14 protein-coding genes and 1 tRNA gene are annotated in these 15077 nt (G+C 40.6%); 5 read left to right on the top strand and 10 right to left on the bottom strand.

Annotation, left to right across the window (positions count from 1 at the left end; translation table 11 throughout):
* Positions 1-101 precede the first annotated feature (101 nt).
* Positions 102-175 (top strand) — tRNA-Met (locus tag ACFQ3Q_RS08335).
* 334 nt (positions 176-509) lie between these two features.
* On the opposite strand, the gene ACFQ3Q_RS08330 is transcribed toward ACFQ3Q_RS08335, so the two are convergent.
* A complete protein-coding gene (locus ACFQ3Q_RS08330) occupies positions 510-1868 on the bottom strand; it encodes an OprD family outer membrane porin (protein ID WP_380744755.1) in 1359 nt (452 codons plus the stop codon).
* Positions 1865-2896, bottom strand: coding sequence for a c-type cytochrome (locus ACFQ3Q_RS08325; protein ID WP_380744753.1), 1032 nt, complete (start codon positions 2894-2896; stop codon positions 1865-1867). The genes ACFQ3Q_RS08330 and ACFQ3Q_RS08325 overlap by 4 nt, the downstream gene beginning before the upstream one ends.
* A 158-nt stretch (positions 2897-3054) precedes the next feature.
* On the opposite strand from ACFQ3Q_RS08325, the gene ACFQ3Q_RS08320 reads away from it, so the two are divergent.
* Positions 3055-4665, top strand: a complete 1611-nt coding sequence (locus tag ACFQ3Q_RS08320) for a bifunctional metallophosphatase/5'-nucleotidase (protein ID WP_380744751.1) — start codon at positions 3055-3057, stop codon at positions 4663-4665.
* A 129-nt stretch (positions 4666-4794) separates the two neighbouring features.
* On the opposite strand, the gene ACFQ3Q_RS08315 is transcribed toward ACFQ3Q_RS08320, so the two are convergent.
* Together ACFQ3Q_RS08315 and ACFQ3Q_RS08310 are read right to left on the bottom strand one after the other, a co-directional pair.
* Positions 4795-5172 carry a VOC family protein gene (locus ACFQ3Q_RS08315; RefSeq protein ID WP_380744750.1) on the bottom strand — a complete coding sequence of 126 codons (378 nt, stop codon included), beginning with the start codon at positions 5170-5172 and terminating at the stop codon, positions 4795-4797.
* Between the two features lie 109 nt (positions 5173-5281).
* Positions 5282-5839 (bottom strand): hypothetical protein, encoded by a 558-nt coding sequence (locus ACFQ3Q_RS08310; RefSeq protein WP_380744748.1) that lies wholly within the window; start codon positions 5837-5839, stop codon positions 5282-5284.
* Between the two features lie 209 nt (positions 5840-6048).
* Between ACFQ3Q_RS08310 and ACFQ3Q_RS08305 the strand changes: the two genes are divergently transcribed.
* Complete coding sequence (locus tag ACFQ3Q_RS08305; RefSeq protein WP_380744747.1) at positions 6049-6999, top strand: aldo/keto reductase; 951 nt, start codon at positions 6049-6051, stop codon at positions 6997-6999.
* A gap of 75 nt (positions 7000-7074) precedes the next feature.
* Here the strand turns inward: ACFQ3Q_RS08305 and hisS are convergent, their stop codons facing one another.
* On the bottom strand, positions 7075-8445 hold the full coding sequence (gene hisS, locus ACFQ3Q_RS08300) for a histidine--tRNA ligase (RefSeq protein ID WP_380744745.1): 1371 nt from the start codon (positions 8443-8445) through the stop codon (positions 7075-7077).
* Positions 8446-8615: 170 nt separating this feature from the next.
* Here hisS and ACFQ3Q_RS08295 point away from each other — a divergent pair, with 170 nt between their 5' ends.
* Positions 8616-9863: an ABC transporter permease gene (locus ACFQ3Q_RS08295; RefSeq protein WP_380744743.1), complete on the top strand. Its 1248-nt coding sequence runs from the start codon at positions 8616-8618 to the stop codon at positions 9861-9863.
* Between the two features lie 2 nt (positions 9864-9865).
* Here the strand turns inward: ACFQ3Q_RS08295 and ACFQ3Q_RS08290 are convergent, their stop codons facing one another.
* From ACFQ3Q_RS08290 to rpsF, 4 genes are all read right to left on the bottom strand, one after another.
* Positions 9866-10339, bottom strand: coding sequence for a DUF6495 family protein (locus ACFQ3Q_RS08290; protein WP_380744741.1), 474 nt, complete (start codon positions 10337-10339; stop codon positions 9866-9868).
* A 131-nt stretch (positions 10340-10470) separates the two neighbouring features.
* The gene (gene rplI, locus ACFQ3Q_RS08285; protein ID WP_380744739.1) at positions 10471-10920 is read right to left on the bottom strand and encodes a 50S ribosomal protein L9; all 450 of its coding nucleotides are present in this window, start codon (positions 10918-10920) and stop codon (positions 10471-10473) included.
* A 12-nt stretch (positions 10921-10932) separates the two neighbouring features.
* On the bottom strand, positions 10933-11232 hold the full coding sequence (gene rpsR, locus ACFQ3Q_RS08280) for a 30S ribosomal protein S18 (RefSeq protein WP_311536364.1): 300 nt from the start codon (positions 11230-11232) through the stop codon (positions 10933-10935).
* A gap of 2 nt (positions 11233-11234) precedes the next feature.
* On the bottom strand, positions 11235-11573 hold the full coding sequence (gene rpsF / locus ACFQ3Q_RS08275; protein WP_380744737.1) for a 30S ribosomal protein S6: 339 nt from the start codon (positions 11571-11573) through the stop codon (positions 11235-11237).
* Positions 11574-11750: 177 nt separating this feature from the next.
* On the opposite strand from rpsF, the gene ACFQ3Q_RS08270 reads away from it, so the two are divergent.
* Positions 11751-12461, top strand: coding sequence for a LytR/AlgR family response regulator transcription factor (locus ACFQ3Q_RS08270; RefSeq protein ID WP_380744735.1), 711 nt, complete (start codon positions 11751-11753; stop codon positions 12459-12461).
* 62 nt (positions 12462-12523) lie between these two features.
* Here the strand turns inward: ACFQ3Q_RS08270 and priA are convergent, their stop codons facing one another.
* A complete protein-coding gene (gene priA / locus ACFQ3Q_RS08265; protein ID WP_380744734.1) occupies positions 12524-14977 on the bottom strand; it encodes a replication restart helicase PriA in 2454 nt (817 codons plus the stop codon).
* Between the last annotated feature and the right edge of the window lie 100 nt (positions 14978-15077).

The following is a 15077-nucleotide window of genomic DNA, read 5'->3' as shown; positions in this document are numbered from 1 at the left end:
CAAATCAAATTGTTTTTATATTTGCACCCGCATTTGCAAGCACCGTCAATAGCGCGCAAAGGCAGGCCAAACGCAAGTTTTGAGCCATTTTAGAATGATAAGGCGAGGTAGCTCAGTTGGTTAGAGCGTCGGATTCATAACCCGGAGGTCCCGAGTTCAAATCTCGGTCTCGCTACAAGAAAAAATCCCTTCAAAAATTGAAGGGATTTTTTAATTTACTACAAAAATTGAAGCTTAGCTTCCCTCGAACCCGCAACTGGTCCTGGAGATATTTTCTGCAACTTGAAATTTCCTGCCGCACTTCGTCAACAGCAATATATCTGAACGCTCTTACGATATAAATAAGAAAATTAAGGTAATCCTGAAGAAGTTATCATCGCCCACTCAAGATATTCTGGATACAACAGCAGAAAGCTGCATTAAAGATGGTTAAAACACCCGGCCTGATATCAAAGAGACAGAATATTGAGAAAGGGATAATGAAGACCAGACTTACAACTTACCCGGGTTTAAAAGGTATAGTTCAGGATCACATCAACGTGGAACAAATCTGTCTTATTCAGGAAGAGATTCGGGTTATCAGGAACATCGCCATTTGAGAATTTGGTCACAAACAGTAGTTCCGGTTTTAAGTTTTTAAGTTTTTCAAAATGAAAAAACAGATCAAGGTTAATATGCGTGTAATCAGGCACCGCATATTTATTCAGTTTCGCATTTGCAACAGAAGGCTTCCATTGATGTCCTACACTAAGAATAGTTTGAATTTTTGAAGCGGGGTTATTTAACTGAAACACATCCTCGTAATACATTACCAAAGCGTGATTATCTGCAGTCCCCTCACTTCTTTCCCGCTTTTGAAAACTGAATAGAAACTCCCTTCCCCATTCCCTGGGAAAAATGAACTGGCCGTGAGGAAGGATCCTGTCATAAGCCAGGGAAACAGAAGCCTGATCTTCCGGCCATTTATATTTTAGTTTCATCCCCAATACATCTGAAGAATTTGCCCTGAAATAACTTAAAGAATCTATTTCATTCCCCCCCTCACCTATTTTATTTTGGTGCAGCCATTCCATTTGCAGTTCAAGCCTGGAGGAAACATCAAATTTTGGGTTGAAGTAAACAGAGTTTGAAACATTATCTATATAATAGTCCCAGATCTCAAAATTAAGCCGATCTGTCACTTCTAACTTTACATTAGAGACCACTAGAAAATCTGATTCCGTATTACCCTTATATTGAGACTGACTACCGGACCAATCCCGGCCAACACCATAAGTACCTATACTTTCCCCAATAGGATAAAATTCTCCGGTAGACCTGGGAGCTACCTCATTAAAAATCCCGAATTGAAAATTATTCCTGTTAGAGGGCTTGTACTGATATAAGAATCCCTGGAATAGACTTGGTATCATTCTTCCGTCTTCAGGATTCACCAAGGGAGATTTGATCTTCATTCTCCCCAGGCGAAATTCGTGTTTCTCGAGCCCGTAATTCATATAGAGTTCTCCAAGCAAGAACACAAACTTATTATCAAGGTTCAACCGGTCAAAAAGCCCTTCCTCATACCTGCTCAGTTTTCCCGTCTCGGTATCTGGTATTGTCAAATCCTGAATCCAGGTATTGGTGGAGTTATAACCTGCAAGCCCGAATTCCAGGTTATCATTGAACCTGTACTGATATTTTATTTTACCACCTACGGCCAACGCCCTAAAGTCTTTCAGGGAACCTTTATTAAAGGTATTCATATAATAAGTGCGCAGCTGGCCGGATAGCTTACCGCGCTTACTCTTTTCGGTAGTTTCCTGAGCAAGCGAAGCAAAAGGAGCTAACAATATAAAGAGGACTGTAGGTATAAAGGATCTGATCATTTACTTTTAGTTATTCCGTATTCTTGTTTGTAAAATTTCATAATAGGTTGAAATGGCCCATATTTATGTTGTTCAGGGGAAAACTTATCTGCCCAGGGTCCATACGGAGTTGAAACTGGTTTTAATTTTAAATCTGGATAATCTTTTTCTAAATTTCTCTTTTGTGGCCTGGAGAAGCTATTGATATAGCCCGCTAAATGGTAGGCCTCTTCGTCAGTTAGTTTGGGATTATCCCAGGTCGCCTGACCAAAGGGCATATTCCCTTTAATGAATTGAGCGGCAGTAATAACGCGGTGCATCCCTGCTCCATTATTATAACTATCTTCTCCCCAAAGTGGCGGATATTGATAAGCTTTAGTGCTGTCTGCAAGCTTTTGTCCCTGTCCATTTTCACCATGACATACCGCACATTCCTTAGCAAACAAGGCCTTACCTTTTTCAAGGATTACTGCAACTTCAGGGATCTCAATTTTTGGAAATCCTTTAAATTCTTTTTCACGTTCTTCTGGCATTCCTTCTCCCAGCCATTCCATATAAGACACAATAGATCTCATTTCTTTAGATTCTACCGGAAGCTTTTCACCATTCATACTTCTTTGCATACAACCATTCACTCTGTCTTCTATGGTCCCTTCGCTATTGGACCTTCCCCGAAATTGAGGGAAGCGTTGCACCACTCCTATCCAGGAAGCTGAACCCGCCTGAGTACCGGCATTTAAATGGCAGTTCGCGCAGGCCAGATTGTTCCCGGCATAACGCATACCCGGATTTTCAGCCAAAGGACCTATATGCTTAGAAGTCTCTGCAATTAACTGGTACCCGTATTTTACATCACGCGGCATAAAACCGGAATTCAGCTCGGCCTCGACATCTTTCGGTTTCCAGTTCTCAGCTGAAATTTTATCGCTTTGGAAAAAGTCAGGATTGGAGTTATATAAAAACAAGCCTGCAAAGAGGAAAATTAAAAGGGCGGCGAATGCCGAAAAGAAATAATAAATAGCCCTAACAAAAGCTCTAAAATTATTCATCAGAAGAAAAAATTATAGTGTCTTAGCGAAAAGATGAAGATTAAATTTGAAAAAAAACAAACCTAAAAGAATTGGTGGTCTTTCATTGTAACTTAAGTTACATACCAGAGGATGCGCATCACATATATTTAGCTTTTTAAAAAAATCAACAAATAAAAATGAAGTTTATTAAATTTACGTTGCCAATTTATGCAGTTTTGGCATTAAGCCTATCTGGTTGCAATTTCTCAAAAAACAGTAGTTCGGATCAAAAAAGTGCGGAGGATGAATCCGTAACTATATCTGTACTACATACAAATGACATTCACGGATCTTACATGCCTTTCACCACAACTTTGGATAATTCCACGGCTCAAACCGGGGATGAAACAGACGTTCTGGTAAGATTTGACAGAGAGGGTATAATTGGAGGAATGCCTCGAATGGCCCAGGCTGTAAAATCGATCAGGAGTCAAAAGGGTGAAGAAAGCGTTATATTACTCGACGGCGGCGATACCTTCAGTGATGATCAGTTAAGCAACTTAACAAAAGGAGAAACTGTGATCAGGCTAATGAACCAGCTGAAATATGATATGATGGTACTGGGGAATCACGATTTCGATTATGGACTGGAAAGAACCCGGCAGCTTAACGAGATGGCAAATTTCCCAATGCGTGCGGCAAACATTATAGATGAAAGTACCGGAGAACCTATATTCAATGAAGCTTATACCATTTTAGAAAGAAAAGGTTTAAAAATCGCGATCCTGCCAGTTGGGTACAGGAACACTCCTTTAACGGGAAATCCTAAAAATATAGAAGGCCTAAGATTTGAAAAGGGAGTTGAAATCATTCAAAAGTATCTTCCGGAGCTTAAATCCAAATCTGATGTGATAATTGTACTATCTCATGAAGGTATGGCGGTAGATAAAACTATTGCTGAAAAAGTAGAAGGTATAGACCTGATTATTGGAGCGCATAGTCACGATGTGATAACTCCCCCGGTAAAAATAAATGGAACCTTTGTGGTGCAAGCCCTTTCTGATGGTGCTGTCCTGGGAGAAACAGAATTGATCATCAAAGACAAGGATCTTTCCGGCATCAACACCAATTACCACTTTCTCTGGAATGAAGACTTTGATAAAGATGCCGAAGCAGAAAAGTTAGTTCAGGAGCTTCGTAAACCACATTTATCAAAACTTGAAGAGCAAATTACGACAACGGATACCATAATCGGAAGACAGTACAAATCTGAGAGCCCGTTTGACAAAATGGTAACAACTCTAATGATGGAAAACTTTAATGCGGATGCCTCATTTCTTCCAGGTGTTGGATATGGTATTTCTCTAAAAGGAGATATCACAAGTGAAGATATCTACAAATTATTACCCCATCCGGCTAAAATCGTAACCCTTAAAATGACAGGGGAACAAATAAAGACAACACTGGAGCAGACTGCCACCAACTTAAAACCCAAAAACAAAACAAATATTGTTGGAGGACTTATCCAGTCGTCTGGAATAAATTATAAAATAGATATTACAAAGCCATTAGGACAAAGGGTCACAGATATTATGATAAACGGTCGGGAACTGGAAATGACGCATAATTATAAGGTTGCCACACATTCCGGGATGCTGAACGGCATTCATAACTACGAAGAATTTGGTAAAGGAATGGATATTGAAAAAACCGATATTGTCCTTACCGAGTTTGTAATCCAAAATCTTCGGGACATAAAAAAGCTTCCTTTTCCAAAAAAGATGGGAGAAGTAAAGCTTACCAAATAGATGAAACAGTAAATCTGTGAAAAAATCCCTTCAATTTTTGGAGGGATTTTTTAATTTCAGGGAAAGTATTTCCGTACCTCTTCCGTAAAATCTAAACACCCTATTCCACTGAAAAAATTCCGGAGTGTCCTACTCCTCAATTACTGAAAGAATATTCCCCGAAGGATCCTTAAACCAGGCCACAGAAGGTCTGCCTTCTGCCCTGCTGATCCCCTTCTCATCGGTTTTAATATTCCCGTCGTAATGTTCAAATTTCACTCCCTTTTTCTCTAAGGCCTCTACAGCCTCATAGATATTCTCTACCGGAAAATTAAGTACTGTAAAGCTTGCCGGGGTATGATCTGGTTTAGGATAAATAATAAGCCTGCCGCCGGGCCCCGAAGCTATTTCAAGAAGCCCCATTTTATTCTTAGTTAGTTTCAATCCTAAAACTTCTGTATAAAAATCTTCTGCTTTCTGAAGATCGTTTACAGCAAAACTTGTAAATATCTTGTCTTTAATTATCATAACTACCTGATTTTTATGGTTTATAGAAAGTTACGATAGTACCTGAAGTTTGGAAATAAAAAAATCCCCTCAGTTTTTGAAGGGATCTCCCATTATTAATTTTAAACAATCATTTCTGATCTTCGGCGGCATTCATATTCACATACGAAGAAACACCCCTTATAAAATCATTGGCCATATTATTGACCTGTTTTCGCGCTTCCGCAGTGACCTTCCTCGGATTTCCTTCCAGGTCGAAAAATGACCATTGTGTCTCACTACCATTAAGGGCAAAAGTTGGGGCATCAGGGCTGCTTACCTCCATCAGCTTAACATCGTACCTTATATGCTGGTCCTTAAAAGTAAATGAAACATCAAAAAGAACATCCCATTTATAGACTTCATCATCATTCTCCAGAACAATTCCCTGCGGAACAAACACCCTGTATTGAAGATACTGATTGGTATGGTGTTTCTTCATCGCTTCCTTTGAATTGGCTATAGCTTGTTCAGCCCAGCGCTTTACGGCCATAAACAATTCTGAGTCGGTCTTTCCGGGATACTCCCTGACCACATAATTTTCAAAACCTTCAGGAGATAACTGAAATTTTTCAGCTTCCATTTTTTCCTGGGCCAAAAGTTGAAATGGCACCAATAGTATACAAAGTAGAAATCCTAATTTTTTCATAACATAGATTTTTTGGTATAAGTTTAATATAACAAAATTTACTAACTCCTGTAACACCGGTATATGCGGCGATAATGCGCATATTTTTTTTAAAAAGAAAGTTATAAAGGGCTTAATAGCTCCTCTTAAAATATCCTAAAAGAAAGACTAAATACTTTTGTTTCCTCTCCAGTTTTTATCTTTATAAGATAAAGCTCAATGAACCAAATATGAAAAAGAAACAACTCGGCAGAACAGACCTCCATACTCCTCCGATAATTTTTGGAGGAAATGTATTCGGATGGACACTAAATGAACAGGAGTCCTTTGAAATGCTCGATGAACTGGCAGACCGTGGATTCGATATGATAGACACCGCAGATGTCTATTCCAGATGGGCTGAAGGCAACAAGGGGGGTGAGTCTGAAAGGATAATTGGAAAATGGATGAAAGACCGCGGAGCCAGGGAAAAAGTATGCCTGGCCACCAAAGTGGGTTCCAGTATGCAACAGGGCGGCCCTAAAGATATTTCTAAAGCTCATATCATAAAAGCGGCTGAAGATTCTTTAAAACGTCTCCAGACAGATTATATAGACCTCTACTTCACTCACTGGGATGATAATAAGACTCCCGTAGAAGAAACCCTTGAAGCCTATCAGCTGCTCATAGATCAGGGGAAAGTGAGATACATTGGAGCTTCCAATCTGTCTCCTGAAAGACTCCGGGAATCCCTGGATGCCTCCAGAGAAAAGGGGCTGCCTAAATATGAGGTTTTTCAACCGGAATACAGCCTTATGGAACGCAATAAATTTGAAGGAGAAATAAGGGATATTTGCAAAAAAAATCATTTAGGGGTTACCAGCTACTTTTCCCTTGCCAGCGGTTTTCTAACCGGTAAGTACAAAAGCAAAAGCGATATTGAAGGAAAGCCAAGAGAAATGTTCCTTAAGAATTATTTTGATGAGCGCGGAGAAAAGGTTCTGCAGGCCTTAAGCGGGATCGCAGATAATTATAACATTTCAGAAGCTGCGGTGGCCTTAAGATGGATAATGAATCGACCCGGCATTACCGCACCTATTGCGAGTGCGACCAGGATCAAACATCTGCGGTCCTTCCACCAGGCGATCGACATCAACCTTACCGAAGAGGATATGCAAAAGCTCAATGAAGCCAGTGAATAATCCCCTTCCCGGAAAATAAAAAAGGTCGCAATTTAGCGACCTTTTTTATCATTTACATTAATACTAAATTCTTAGTTACCTAATAGCTGAAGTTAGTTCTTCCAGAGAAAGTTTCTGCTGCTCCCCACTCTTCATATTCTTAAGGGTGTATTTAGCTTCATCCATTTCAGCCTCACCGGCAAGAACTACAAAAGGGATCTCCCTCCTGTTGGCATATTTCATCTGCTTGTTCATCTTAGCCGAATCGGGATATAGCTCAGCAACAACTTCAGAATCTCTTAATTGTCTCACCGCCTTCATTGCATAAAGCGCTTCCTTTTCCCCAAAATTGATAAAAAGTACCTTGGTGTTCTCCGTTACCGTATCGGGAAACAAACCGAGTTCTTCCAGAACCAGGTAGATGCGGTCCAGTCCAAAGGAGATCCCTACCCCGCTCATATCCTTAAGCCCAAAGATACCGGTAAGGTCATCATAACGACCGCCACCGCCAATAGAACCCATTTTTACATTCTCGGGAGCTGAAACCTCTAAGATAGCCCCGGTATAATAGTTAAGTCCGCGGGCAAGAGTTACATCAAGGTCCAGTTTGGCTGTTTTAAGGGGCATTTCGGCAATGGCATTTTGGATGAACTCCAACTCTTCTATTCCGGCCTTTCCAGTCTCAGAAGTTTCGAGTATGGACTTTATTCCTTCAATTTTCTCAGAAAAACTCCCGCTTAAACCAAAAATAGGCTGAATCTTCTCTATAGCCGATTCAGAAATTCCTTTTTCCTGCATTTCCTTTTTCACGCCATCCTCACCTATTTTATCGAGTTTGTCAAGTGCAACCGTAAAGTCTATCAGCTTATCTTTCTCGCCAATAACTTCGGCAAATCCGGAAAGCACCTTCCGGTTGTTTATTTTTATGGTAACCCCTTCCAGCTTCAGGGTATTGAAAACAGCATCGTATAACTGAACAAATTCAACTTCCTGCCATAAAGAATCACTTCCAACCACATCTGCATCACATTGGTAAAATTCCCTGAACCTTCCCTTCTGAGGCCTGTCGGCTCTCCATACAGGCTGGATCTGGTAGCGTTTAAAAGGAAAATCGATCTCGTTCTGGTGCTGCACCACATAACGGGCAAAAGGCACAGTCAGGTCATACCTGAGCGCCTTCTCGCTAATAGAAGAAGTAAGTTTCAGGCTATCTTTCTCTTCATAAGCCTTGGCATCTGCTTTTCTTAGAAAGTCCCCGGAATTCAGGATCTTAAAGATCAGTCGGTCGCCTTCATCTCCATACTTCCCCATTAGGGTATCAGAATTCTCAAAGCTTGGAGTCTCAATAGGCTGAAACCCGAATTTTTTAAATTCACTTTTAATGGTATCGAATATATAGTTCCTTTTTGCCACCTCTGCCGGTGAAAAATCTCTGGTTCCTTTTGGTATGGATGGTTTTTGTGCCATAGGATGCTTATGCCTGTCTGGGTTAGATTTCTTATTAAAATGCCTCGCGGAAAAGCCGCAAAACAGACTGCAAATATCTTAATTTTTAAGCGAACCCAAACAAATTTCAATTTTTAAGTAACATTCGGGAAGGTTTATAGTCTAACTTATGAGCCCGAATAACTTTTTATATGTTTACACTGTTTAAAGAAAACATACGTATCGCTTTTAATTCGATTAAAAGTCAGCTTCTCCGAACCATACTAACCGTTCTTATCATTGCCATAGGCATTACCGCTCTTGTAGGGATACTAAGTGCGGTTACGGCTCTGGAGAATACCATAAGCAGTGATTTTGCATCAATGGGCGCCAATACCTTCAACCTGCAACGCTATGAATTCAACACCCAGAGAAGAGGCGGCGGAGAGCGGGAAAAGATAAATCCTGTAATAAGTTACCGCGAGGTAAAGGAATTCGAAAAGAACTACACTTATCCCTTCACCCAAACAGCTATTTCCTTTACCGGGACGAGCCGGGCAGAAGTGAAATACGAAAGCGAAAAAACAGATCCTGAAGTTTCGGTGCTGGGAGTGAACGAAAATTTCCTGACCAATTCCGGGCTGGATCTTGAGAATGGGAGGGAATTCAATATTTTTGATATCAGGAACAACAATAATGTCGCCATCCTGGGATCAGATTTCGCCAAACAGGAAGGCCTTTTTAAGGGAGCAAATCCTGTGGGAAAAACCATAAGCATACGGGGTGCAAAGTTCCAGGTGATAGGCGTTCTGGAAAGCAAAGGCTCTACTTTTGGAAACAACCAGGATTTGCGAGTTCTAATCCCCATTCAGGTGGCAAGGTCCCTGTTTACACAGCCACAAATAAACTACAACCTTAGCGTAAGGGTGGAAAACAAGGAATATCTTGAAGCAGCGCAGGATGAAGCGATAATCACCTTTAGAAATATCAGGAAATTGAATCCTGTCGAGGAAAACAATTTTGGAATAGAACGTAGTGATGACCTTATTAACCGAATTTTTCAGATCACCAGCTACCTGAATATTGCTGCCTGGATAATTTCCATCATCACCATTTTCGGCTCCTCTATCGCATTAATGAACATTATGCTGGTAAGTGTAACCGAAAGGACGAGGGAAATTGGGGTAAGAAAGGCGCTTGGAGCCAAACGCGGCACCATCGCCACCCAGTTCTTTATGGAAACCGTGATCATTGGCCAGATTGGAGGAATATTGGGGATAATATTGGGGATCCTTATCGGGATAGGGGTATCTTCAGCTGCAGATTTTGATTTTACCACGCCTTGGAAAGCTATGCTATGGGCAACGGGTATCACCATTCTGGTAGCCATTCTTGCCGGTAGTTATCCCGCCGCGAAAGCCGCAAAACAGGATCCTATAGAATCGCTGAGATACGAGTAATCCTATTCCTTCACTACATTTTGAAAGTAGGAATATAGCTCTCCTTTGGTAATATTTGCACCCTGCTGAATAAGTGCAAAAATATCCTTATTACGATCGTCGCTAATAGCTTTCGTGGAGGTGTAAATATTCACATCGTCATCCATCAGGTTTTTCTGAAGCCAGTGATAACCTCCTTTTGTGGTAATATCCACCTCTTCCTTTTCGATCCTTACCGCTATCAAATTTATGGTAGCCGCAGTGATCTGGAATAAGAACATTTGCCTTGGAGAAAAATGTTCCAGGTACTCCACTTTATTGAGCACACCTTCCCAGATAAGATCGCTGAATATATCCAGCTCCTGTTCAGCAACATCAGGTTTATTAACCTTTATGTCTTCCCATTCTTCAGCAGTAATCTTCTGGGTAGCCAGGAAATTGATAAATTCCTGGTGCATTTCATTAAACTGTTCTTTTGTTAATCGGGCGTACTTCATAGCAAATTAAATTACAAGAGATCTTACGACTATCTTCTAAGGATTTTCAAATACAAGGTCTTTTCAAAAAACCTCAATAAATAGAAAAGCCCACTCAGGAAGAGCAGGCTTTATCTTTTCAATAAAATAAATTAAGCTTCAGATACTACATCAAAAGTATAGGTAGTAACTACTTCACGGTGAAAACGCAAAGTTGCTTCATACTGTCCTAAACGCTTGATGTTTCCACCTGCGATGCTGATATATTTCTTCTCGATCTCCACACCTTCTTTAGAAAGTGCTTCAGCCAGGTCTGCATTGGTGATAGAACCGAACAATTTGTCTCCAGCTCCTGCCTTGGCAGTGATCTTGACATCTACATTGTTAAGTTTCTCAGCCTGCTTCTTAGCCTCGTCGATATGTTTTTGTTCTTTATAGGCACGTTGTTTCAGGGTTTCAGCCAATACTTTCTTAGCTGAAGGAGTAGCCAGTTCAGCGAATCCCTGAGGAATTAAAAAGTTTCTGCCGTAACCGTTTTTCACGTTTACCACATCATCTTTAAAGCCTAAATTATCTACGTCTTGTTTTAGTATCAATTCCATAATTGCCTCTTTTTATTTTAATAAATCACCAACGTATGGCATTAATGCCAAATGACGGGCACGTTTCACGGCAACAGCCACTTTTCTCTGATATTTCAAAGAAGTACCTGTTAAACGACGAGGCAATAATTTCCCCTGCTCGTTTACAAAGCTCATTAAGAAATCAGGATCTTTATAATCGATATACTTGATACCTGATCTTTTGAACCTACAGTATTTCTTAGCCTTGGTGGTTTCTATATTAAGAGGAGTAAGATATCTGATCTCCCCGTCTTTTTTTCCTTTCGCTTGTTGTTCAATAGATGTAGCCATACTTATGCTTTTTCTTGTTTTCTATTCCTTCTTTTTTCAGCCCAAGCGACAGCATGCTTATCTAACTTCACGGTTAAATAACGCATCATACGCTCATCTCTTCTGAATGCCAATTCCAAAGGCTCGATAGCCTCACCTGGAGCCTGAAATTCAAATAAGTGATAAAATCCACTCTTCTTGTGCTGGATCGCATAAGCAAGTTTTCTTAGCCCCCAGTCTTCTTTGGAGATCATCTTGGCACCTTTAGAAACAAGAAATTCTTCGTATTTCTTAACTGTTTCCTTTATCTGCTCATCAGATAAAACGGGATTCAAGATGAAAACAGTTTCATAATGATTCATAAAAAATTTTATTTAAATTAAATTGGCTGCAAAAATAGAACTATTATTTCTATTTTCAAAGCCTCATCCCTTCTGTTTTTATTGCGACAAACTTCATTTTTTATCGATGAAATTCAAGTTTATCTTGTATTTATTAAATTTAATCTTTAATATTGTTATTACCTAACCTTATTTACCGTGGAAGAAGTTTTACTCAAGTGTACCGTGGTTGACGATTCAAGCCTGCAGCGCCTTTCGCTGGTAAAGCTTATTAAAGATCACCCAAACCTGAAGCTTGTGGCGGAATATAATAACGCCATCGAGACTAAAAACGGGCTTTTAGATACGGAAACTGATCTTATCTTTCTGGATATTGAAATGCCAATCCTTTCCGGATTCGAACTTTTGGATGACCTTCCCAACAAACCACAGATCATTTTTGTTACGGGCAAGACCAAGTATGCCTTTAAAGCTTTCGATTATGATGCGGTAGATTATATTCACAAACCGGTTACCAAAGAGCGGTTCAATAATGCGGTAACCAAGGCCATTAATTTATACAGACTAAAACACCAGGCTGCTCCTGCCGAAGATGAAGACTTTATTTTTGTAAAGAGCAACCTTAAGAACAGGAAAGTATTTCTTAATAAATTAAAGTACATTCAGGCTCTTGGGGATTACGTGAAATTCGTAACCGAAAAAGATAATTTCGTGGTACTGGCTACAATGAAGTCCTTTGAAGAGCAACTCCCTAGTGACAAATTCTTGCGTATACATAAATCTTATATAGTAAACCTTGATAAAATTGAGCGCTACAATTCCAAGAACATTGAAATCGACAAACAGAAGCTGCCCTTAAGCAGGCATAAGAAAAGTAACCTGGTTGAAGCCCTTAGCGCTAACCAGTAAGATTTAAATCTGACCAACTATAACTATTAAAAAAGGCCGCTAAATGATTTAGCGGCCTTTTTTTACATAGGATCTACATTAACCACTACCCTTACGCTCCTGAACGCAGGAACAGCATTAAAGCTCGTGAGCACCTTATTTACCACTTCTTTTGTTTTCCCTAAAGATTGTTTCTGTGGAATCTTAAGCAGAATATTTTTGTAATATTCATTTCTGATACGCGCAACCGGTGGAAATTCGGGCCCCAGAACATTTTCCCTGAATACATTGGTCAGAGCTTTGGCCAGCCAGGCTGCAGACTCATTCGTTTTACTATAATCCCTGGATTTAATACTGAATTTTATAAGCCGGTAAAAAGGAGGATATTTATAATTGTAACGCTCCTCGATCTGGTCTTTATACATCCCCTTATAATCGTTGGTAGAAACCTGTTGCACAATCTGGTGGTGTGGATTATAACTCTGGATAAGCACTTTCCCCCTCTTTTTTGTTCTTCCGGCTCTTCCGGCTACCTGAAGCATCAGCTGAAAACTCCTTTCGTGGGCTCTAAAATCGGGAAAATTCAGCAGGTTGTCCGCATTCATAATTCCTACCAGTTTCACATTCCGGAAATCAAGCCCTTTACTTAACATTTGTGTCCCTACCAAAATATCTAACTCGTGCTGCTCAAAAGCGGTAATGATCTTTTCATAGGCATATTTACCCCGGGTGGTATCCTGATCCATCCGGCCAATCTTATAATCCGGGAACAAGGCTTTTAATTCAGTTTCAATTTGCTCGGTTCCGAAACCTTTAGTGGAGATGTCGGTACTGTCACAAGCCATACACTTTTGCTGCATCGCGATATGGTACCCGCAATAATGACATCTTAACTGCCTGCTGAAACTGTGATAGGTTAAACTCACATCGCAGTTTGGGCATTGCGGGGAATGTCCGCAGGTATTACACTCCAGGATTGGTGAAAATCCGCGCCTGTTCTGAAAAAGAATCACCTGCTCTTCCTCTTTCAGTGCTGCAGTGATCTCCTGAAGTAAGCTGTCTGAAAAATGCCCGGTCATCTTTTTCTTCTTGTGCTTGGTCTTTATGTCGACGATCTCTATCTCCGGCTCCAGCACATTTCCATAACGGCGATCAAGCTCCACCAGCCCGTATTTATGGTGTTTGGCATTAAAATACGATTCCAGCGAAGGTGTGGCAGAACCAAGCAGGATCTTAGCCTTAAAGAAATTAGCCAGCACCACGGCAGTATCCCTTGCATTATAACGGGGTGCAGGATCAAATTGCTTAAAAGTGGTTTCGTGCTCCTCGTCGGTAATGATAAGTCCCAGATCTGCAAACGGCAGAAAAACTGCAGATCTTGCGCCAAGGACGATTCTCGCCTTTGGATTATTCTGAAGCACGTGGTTGTAGACCTCCACCCTTTCATTTACTGAATACTTGCTGTGAAACACCAGCACCTGATCTCCAAAGTAATTACGAAGCCTTTGAATTAACTGTGTGGTAAGAGCTATTTCCGGAAGCAGATACAATACCTGCTTTCCTTTCGCGATCACTCGCTCAATAAGTTTTATATAAACTTCAGTCTTTCCCGAGGAGGTGATCCCGTGCAGAAGACATACATTTTGTTCCTTAAGGTTTTCCCTGATCTGCTGAAATACCGATTCCTGCAGCTCACTCAGCCTGATCTCCCCTCTTGCCGTTTCTTCCTTGAAAGAAACCCTGTCCACCTCCAGATAATATTCCTCAAGTATGTTTTTATCGATCAGGCTTTTTATCGTTGCTGAAGAAGCCCCGCTTTTTGAAGTAAGGGTCTTCACTTTCAAAGGCTTTTTGCTTTGTGCCTGCAGGTTAAAATAAGTGAGAATGACCTCCCTTTGTTTTGGAGCCCTTCCCAAATCATCCAACAACTGATGCATTGCCTTTTCGGCTGAGAACTCCTCCCGAAGTTTCACAAACCGAACTTTTTTAGGCGTGTACTGTTCATAGATCTCCCTGTCTAAAACTACGGCTTTTTTTGCAACCAGACGGTTCAGTACAGGTAATACCGATTTTTTGTCCAACACCTGCATTACCTCCTGAATCTTCAAAGAAGATTGTCTCTGTAATGCTTCGGTTACAAGATATTCTTCATCATTTAATTCGATTTCTTCCTGGTCAAATCCCGGTGCAAGCTGCACAATATTTTCACTCTCCAAAAGGAATGCCCCGGGAAGAGCGGCCTTTAACACTTCTCCTTCGGCACACATATAGTAAGAGGCAATCCACCTCCACAACTCCAGTTGCGTTTTTGTGACCACCGGACTCTCATCAAGGATCTGGCTAATTGGCTTGGCCTCATAGACCTGTGGAGCATTTTTATGCTTCCCGGCCACGACCGCCGTATATATTTTAGATTTCCCAAAGGGAACCGCAACCCGCATTCCCAACCTGATCACTTCCGACTCTTCAGGAGTAACCTCATAGGTAAAGCGTTTATCTAAGGGCAATGGAAGAATTACATCTATAAAGTGTGGCATTGGTTAGTATTGGTAAGCTTCGGGGTTTATAAATCGATTCTAAATGTAAAAATAAAAACCATTCTTTAGGAAGAATGGTTTTTTAATTAAAATATGATTT

The organism is Salegentibacter chungangensis (genome assembly GCF_042678405.1).
GTDB classification, from domain to species: Bacteria; Bacteroidota; Bacteroidia; order Flavobacteriales; family Flavobacteriaceae; genus Salegentibacter_A; species Salegentibacter_A chungangensis.
This window is presented reverse-complemented; position numbering and strand designations above follow the sequence as displayed.

What these genes read in the sequence shown, in the direction of transcription:
- ACFQ3Q_RS08330 (WP_380744755.1), bottom strand. Translation starts at nt 1,868, where the DNA reads ATGATCAGATCCTTTATACCTACAGTCCTCTTTATATTGTTAGCTCCT.
- ACFQ3Q_RS08325 (WP_380744753.1), bottom strand. Translation starts at nt 2,896, where the DNA reads ATGAATAATTTTAGAGCTTTTGTTAGGGCTATTTATTATTTCTTTTCG.
- ACFQ3Q_RS08320 (WP_380744751.1), top strand. Translation starts at nt 3,055, where the DNA reads ATGAAGTTTATTAAATTTACGTTGCCAATTTATGCAGTTTTGGCATTA.
- ACFQ3Q_RS08315 (WP_380744750.1), bottom strand. Translation starts at nt 5,172, where the DNA reads ATGATAATTAAAGACAAGATATTTACAAGTTTTGCTGTAAACGATCTT.
- ACFQ3Q_RS08310 (WP_380744748.1), bottom strand. Translation starts at nt 5,839, where the DNA reads ATGAAAAAATTAGGATTTCTACTTTGTATACTATTGGTGCCATTTCAA.
- ACFQ3Q_RS08305 (WP_380744747.1), top strand. Translation starts at nt 6,049, where the DNA reads ATGAAAAAGAAACAACTCGGCAGAACAGACCTCCATACTCCTCCGATA.
- hisS (WP_380744745.1), bottom strand. Translation starts at nt 8,445, where the DNA reads ATGGCACAAAAACCATCCATACCAAAAGGAACCAGAGATTTTTCACCG.
- ACFQ3Q_RS08295 (WP_380744743.1), top strand. Translation starts at nt 8,616, where the DNA reads ATGTTTACACTGTTTAAAGAAAACATACGTATCGCTTTTAATTCGATT.
- ACFQ3Q_RS08290 (WP_380744741.1), bottom strand. Translation starts at nt 10,339, where the DNA reads ATGAAGTACGCCCGATTAACAAAAGAACAGTTTAATGAAATGCACCAG.
- rplI (WP_380744739.1), bottom strand. Translation starts at nt 10,920, where the DNA reads ATGGAATTGATACTAAAACAAGACGTAGATAATTTAGGCTTTAAAGAT.
- rpsR (WP_311536364.1), bottom strand. Translation starts at nt 11,232, where the DNA reads ATGGCTACATCTATTGAACAACAAGCGAAAGGAAAAAAAGACGGGGAG.
- rpsF (WP_380744737.1), bottom strand. Translation starts at nt 11,573, where the DNA reads ATGAATCATTATGAAACTGTTTTCATCTTGAATCCCGTTTTATCTGAT.
- priA (WP_380744734.1), bottom strand. Translation starts at nt 14,977, where the DNA reads ATGCCACACTTTATAGATGTAATTCTTCCATTGCCCTTAGATAAACGC.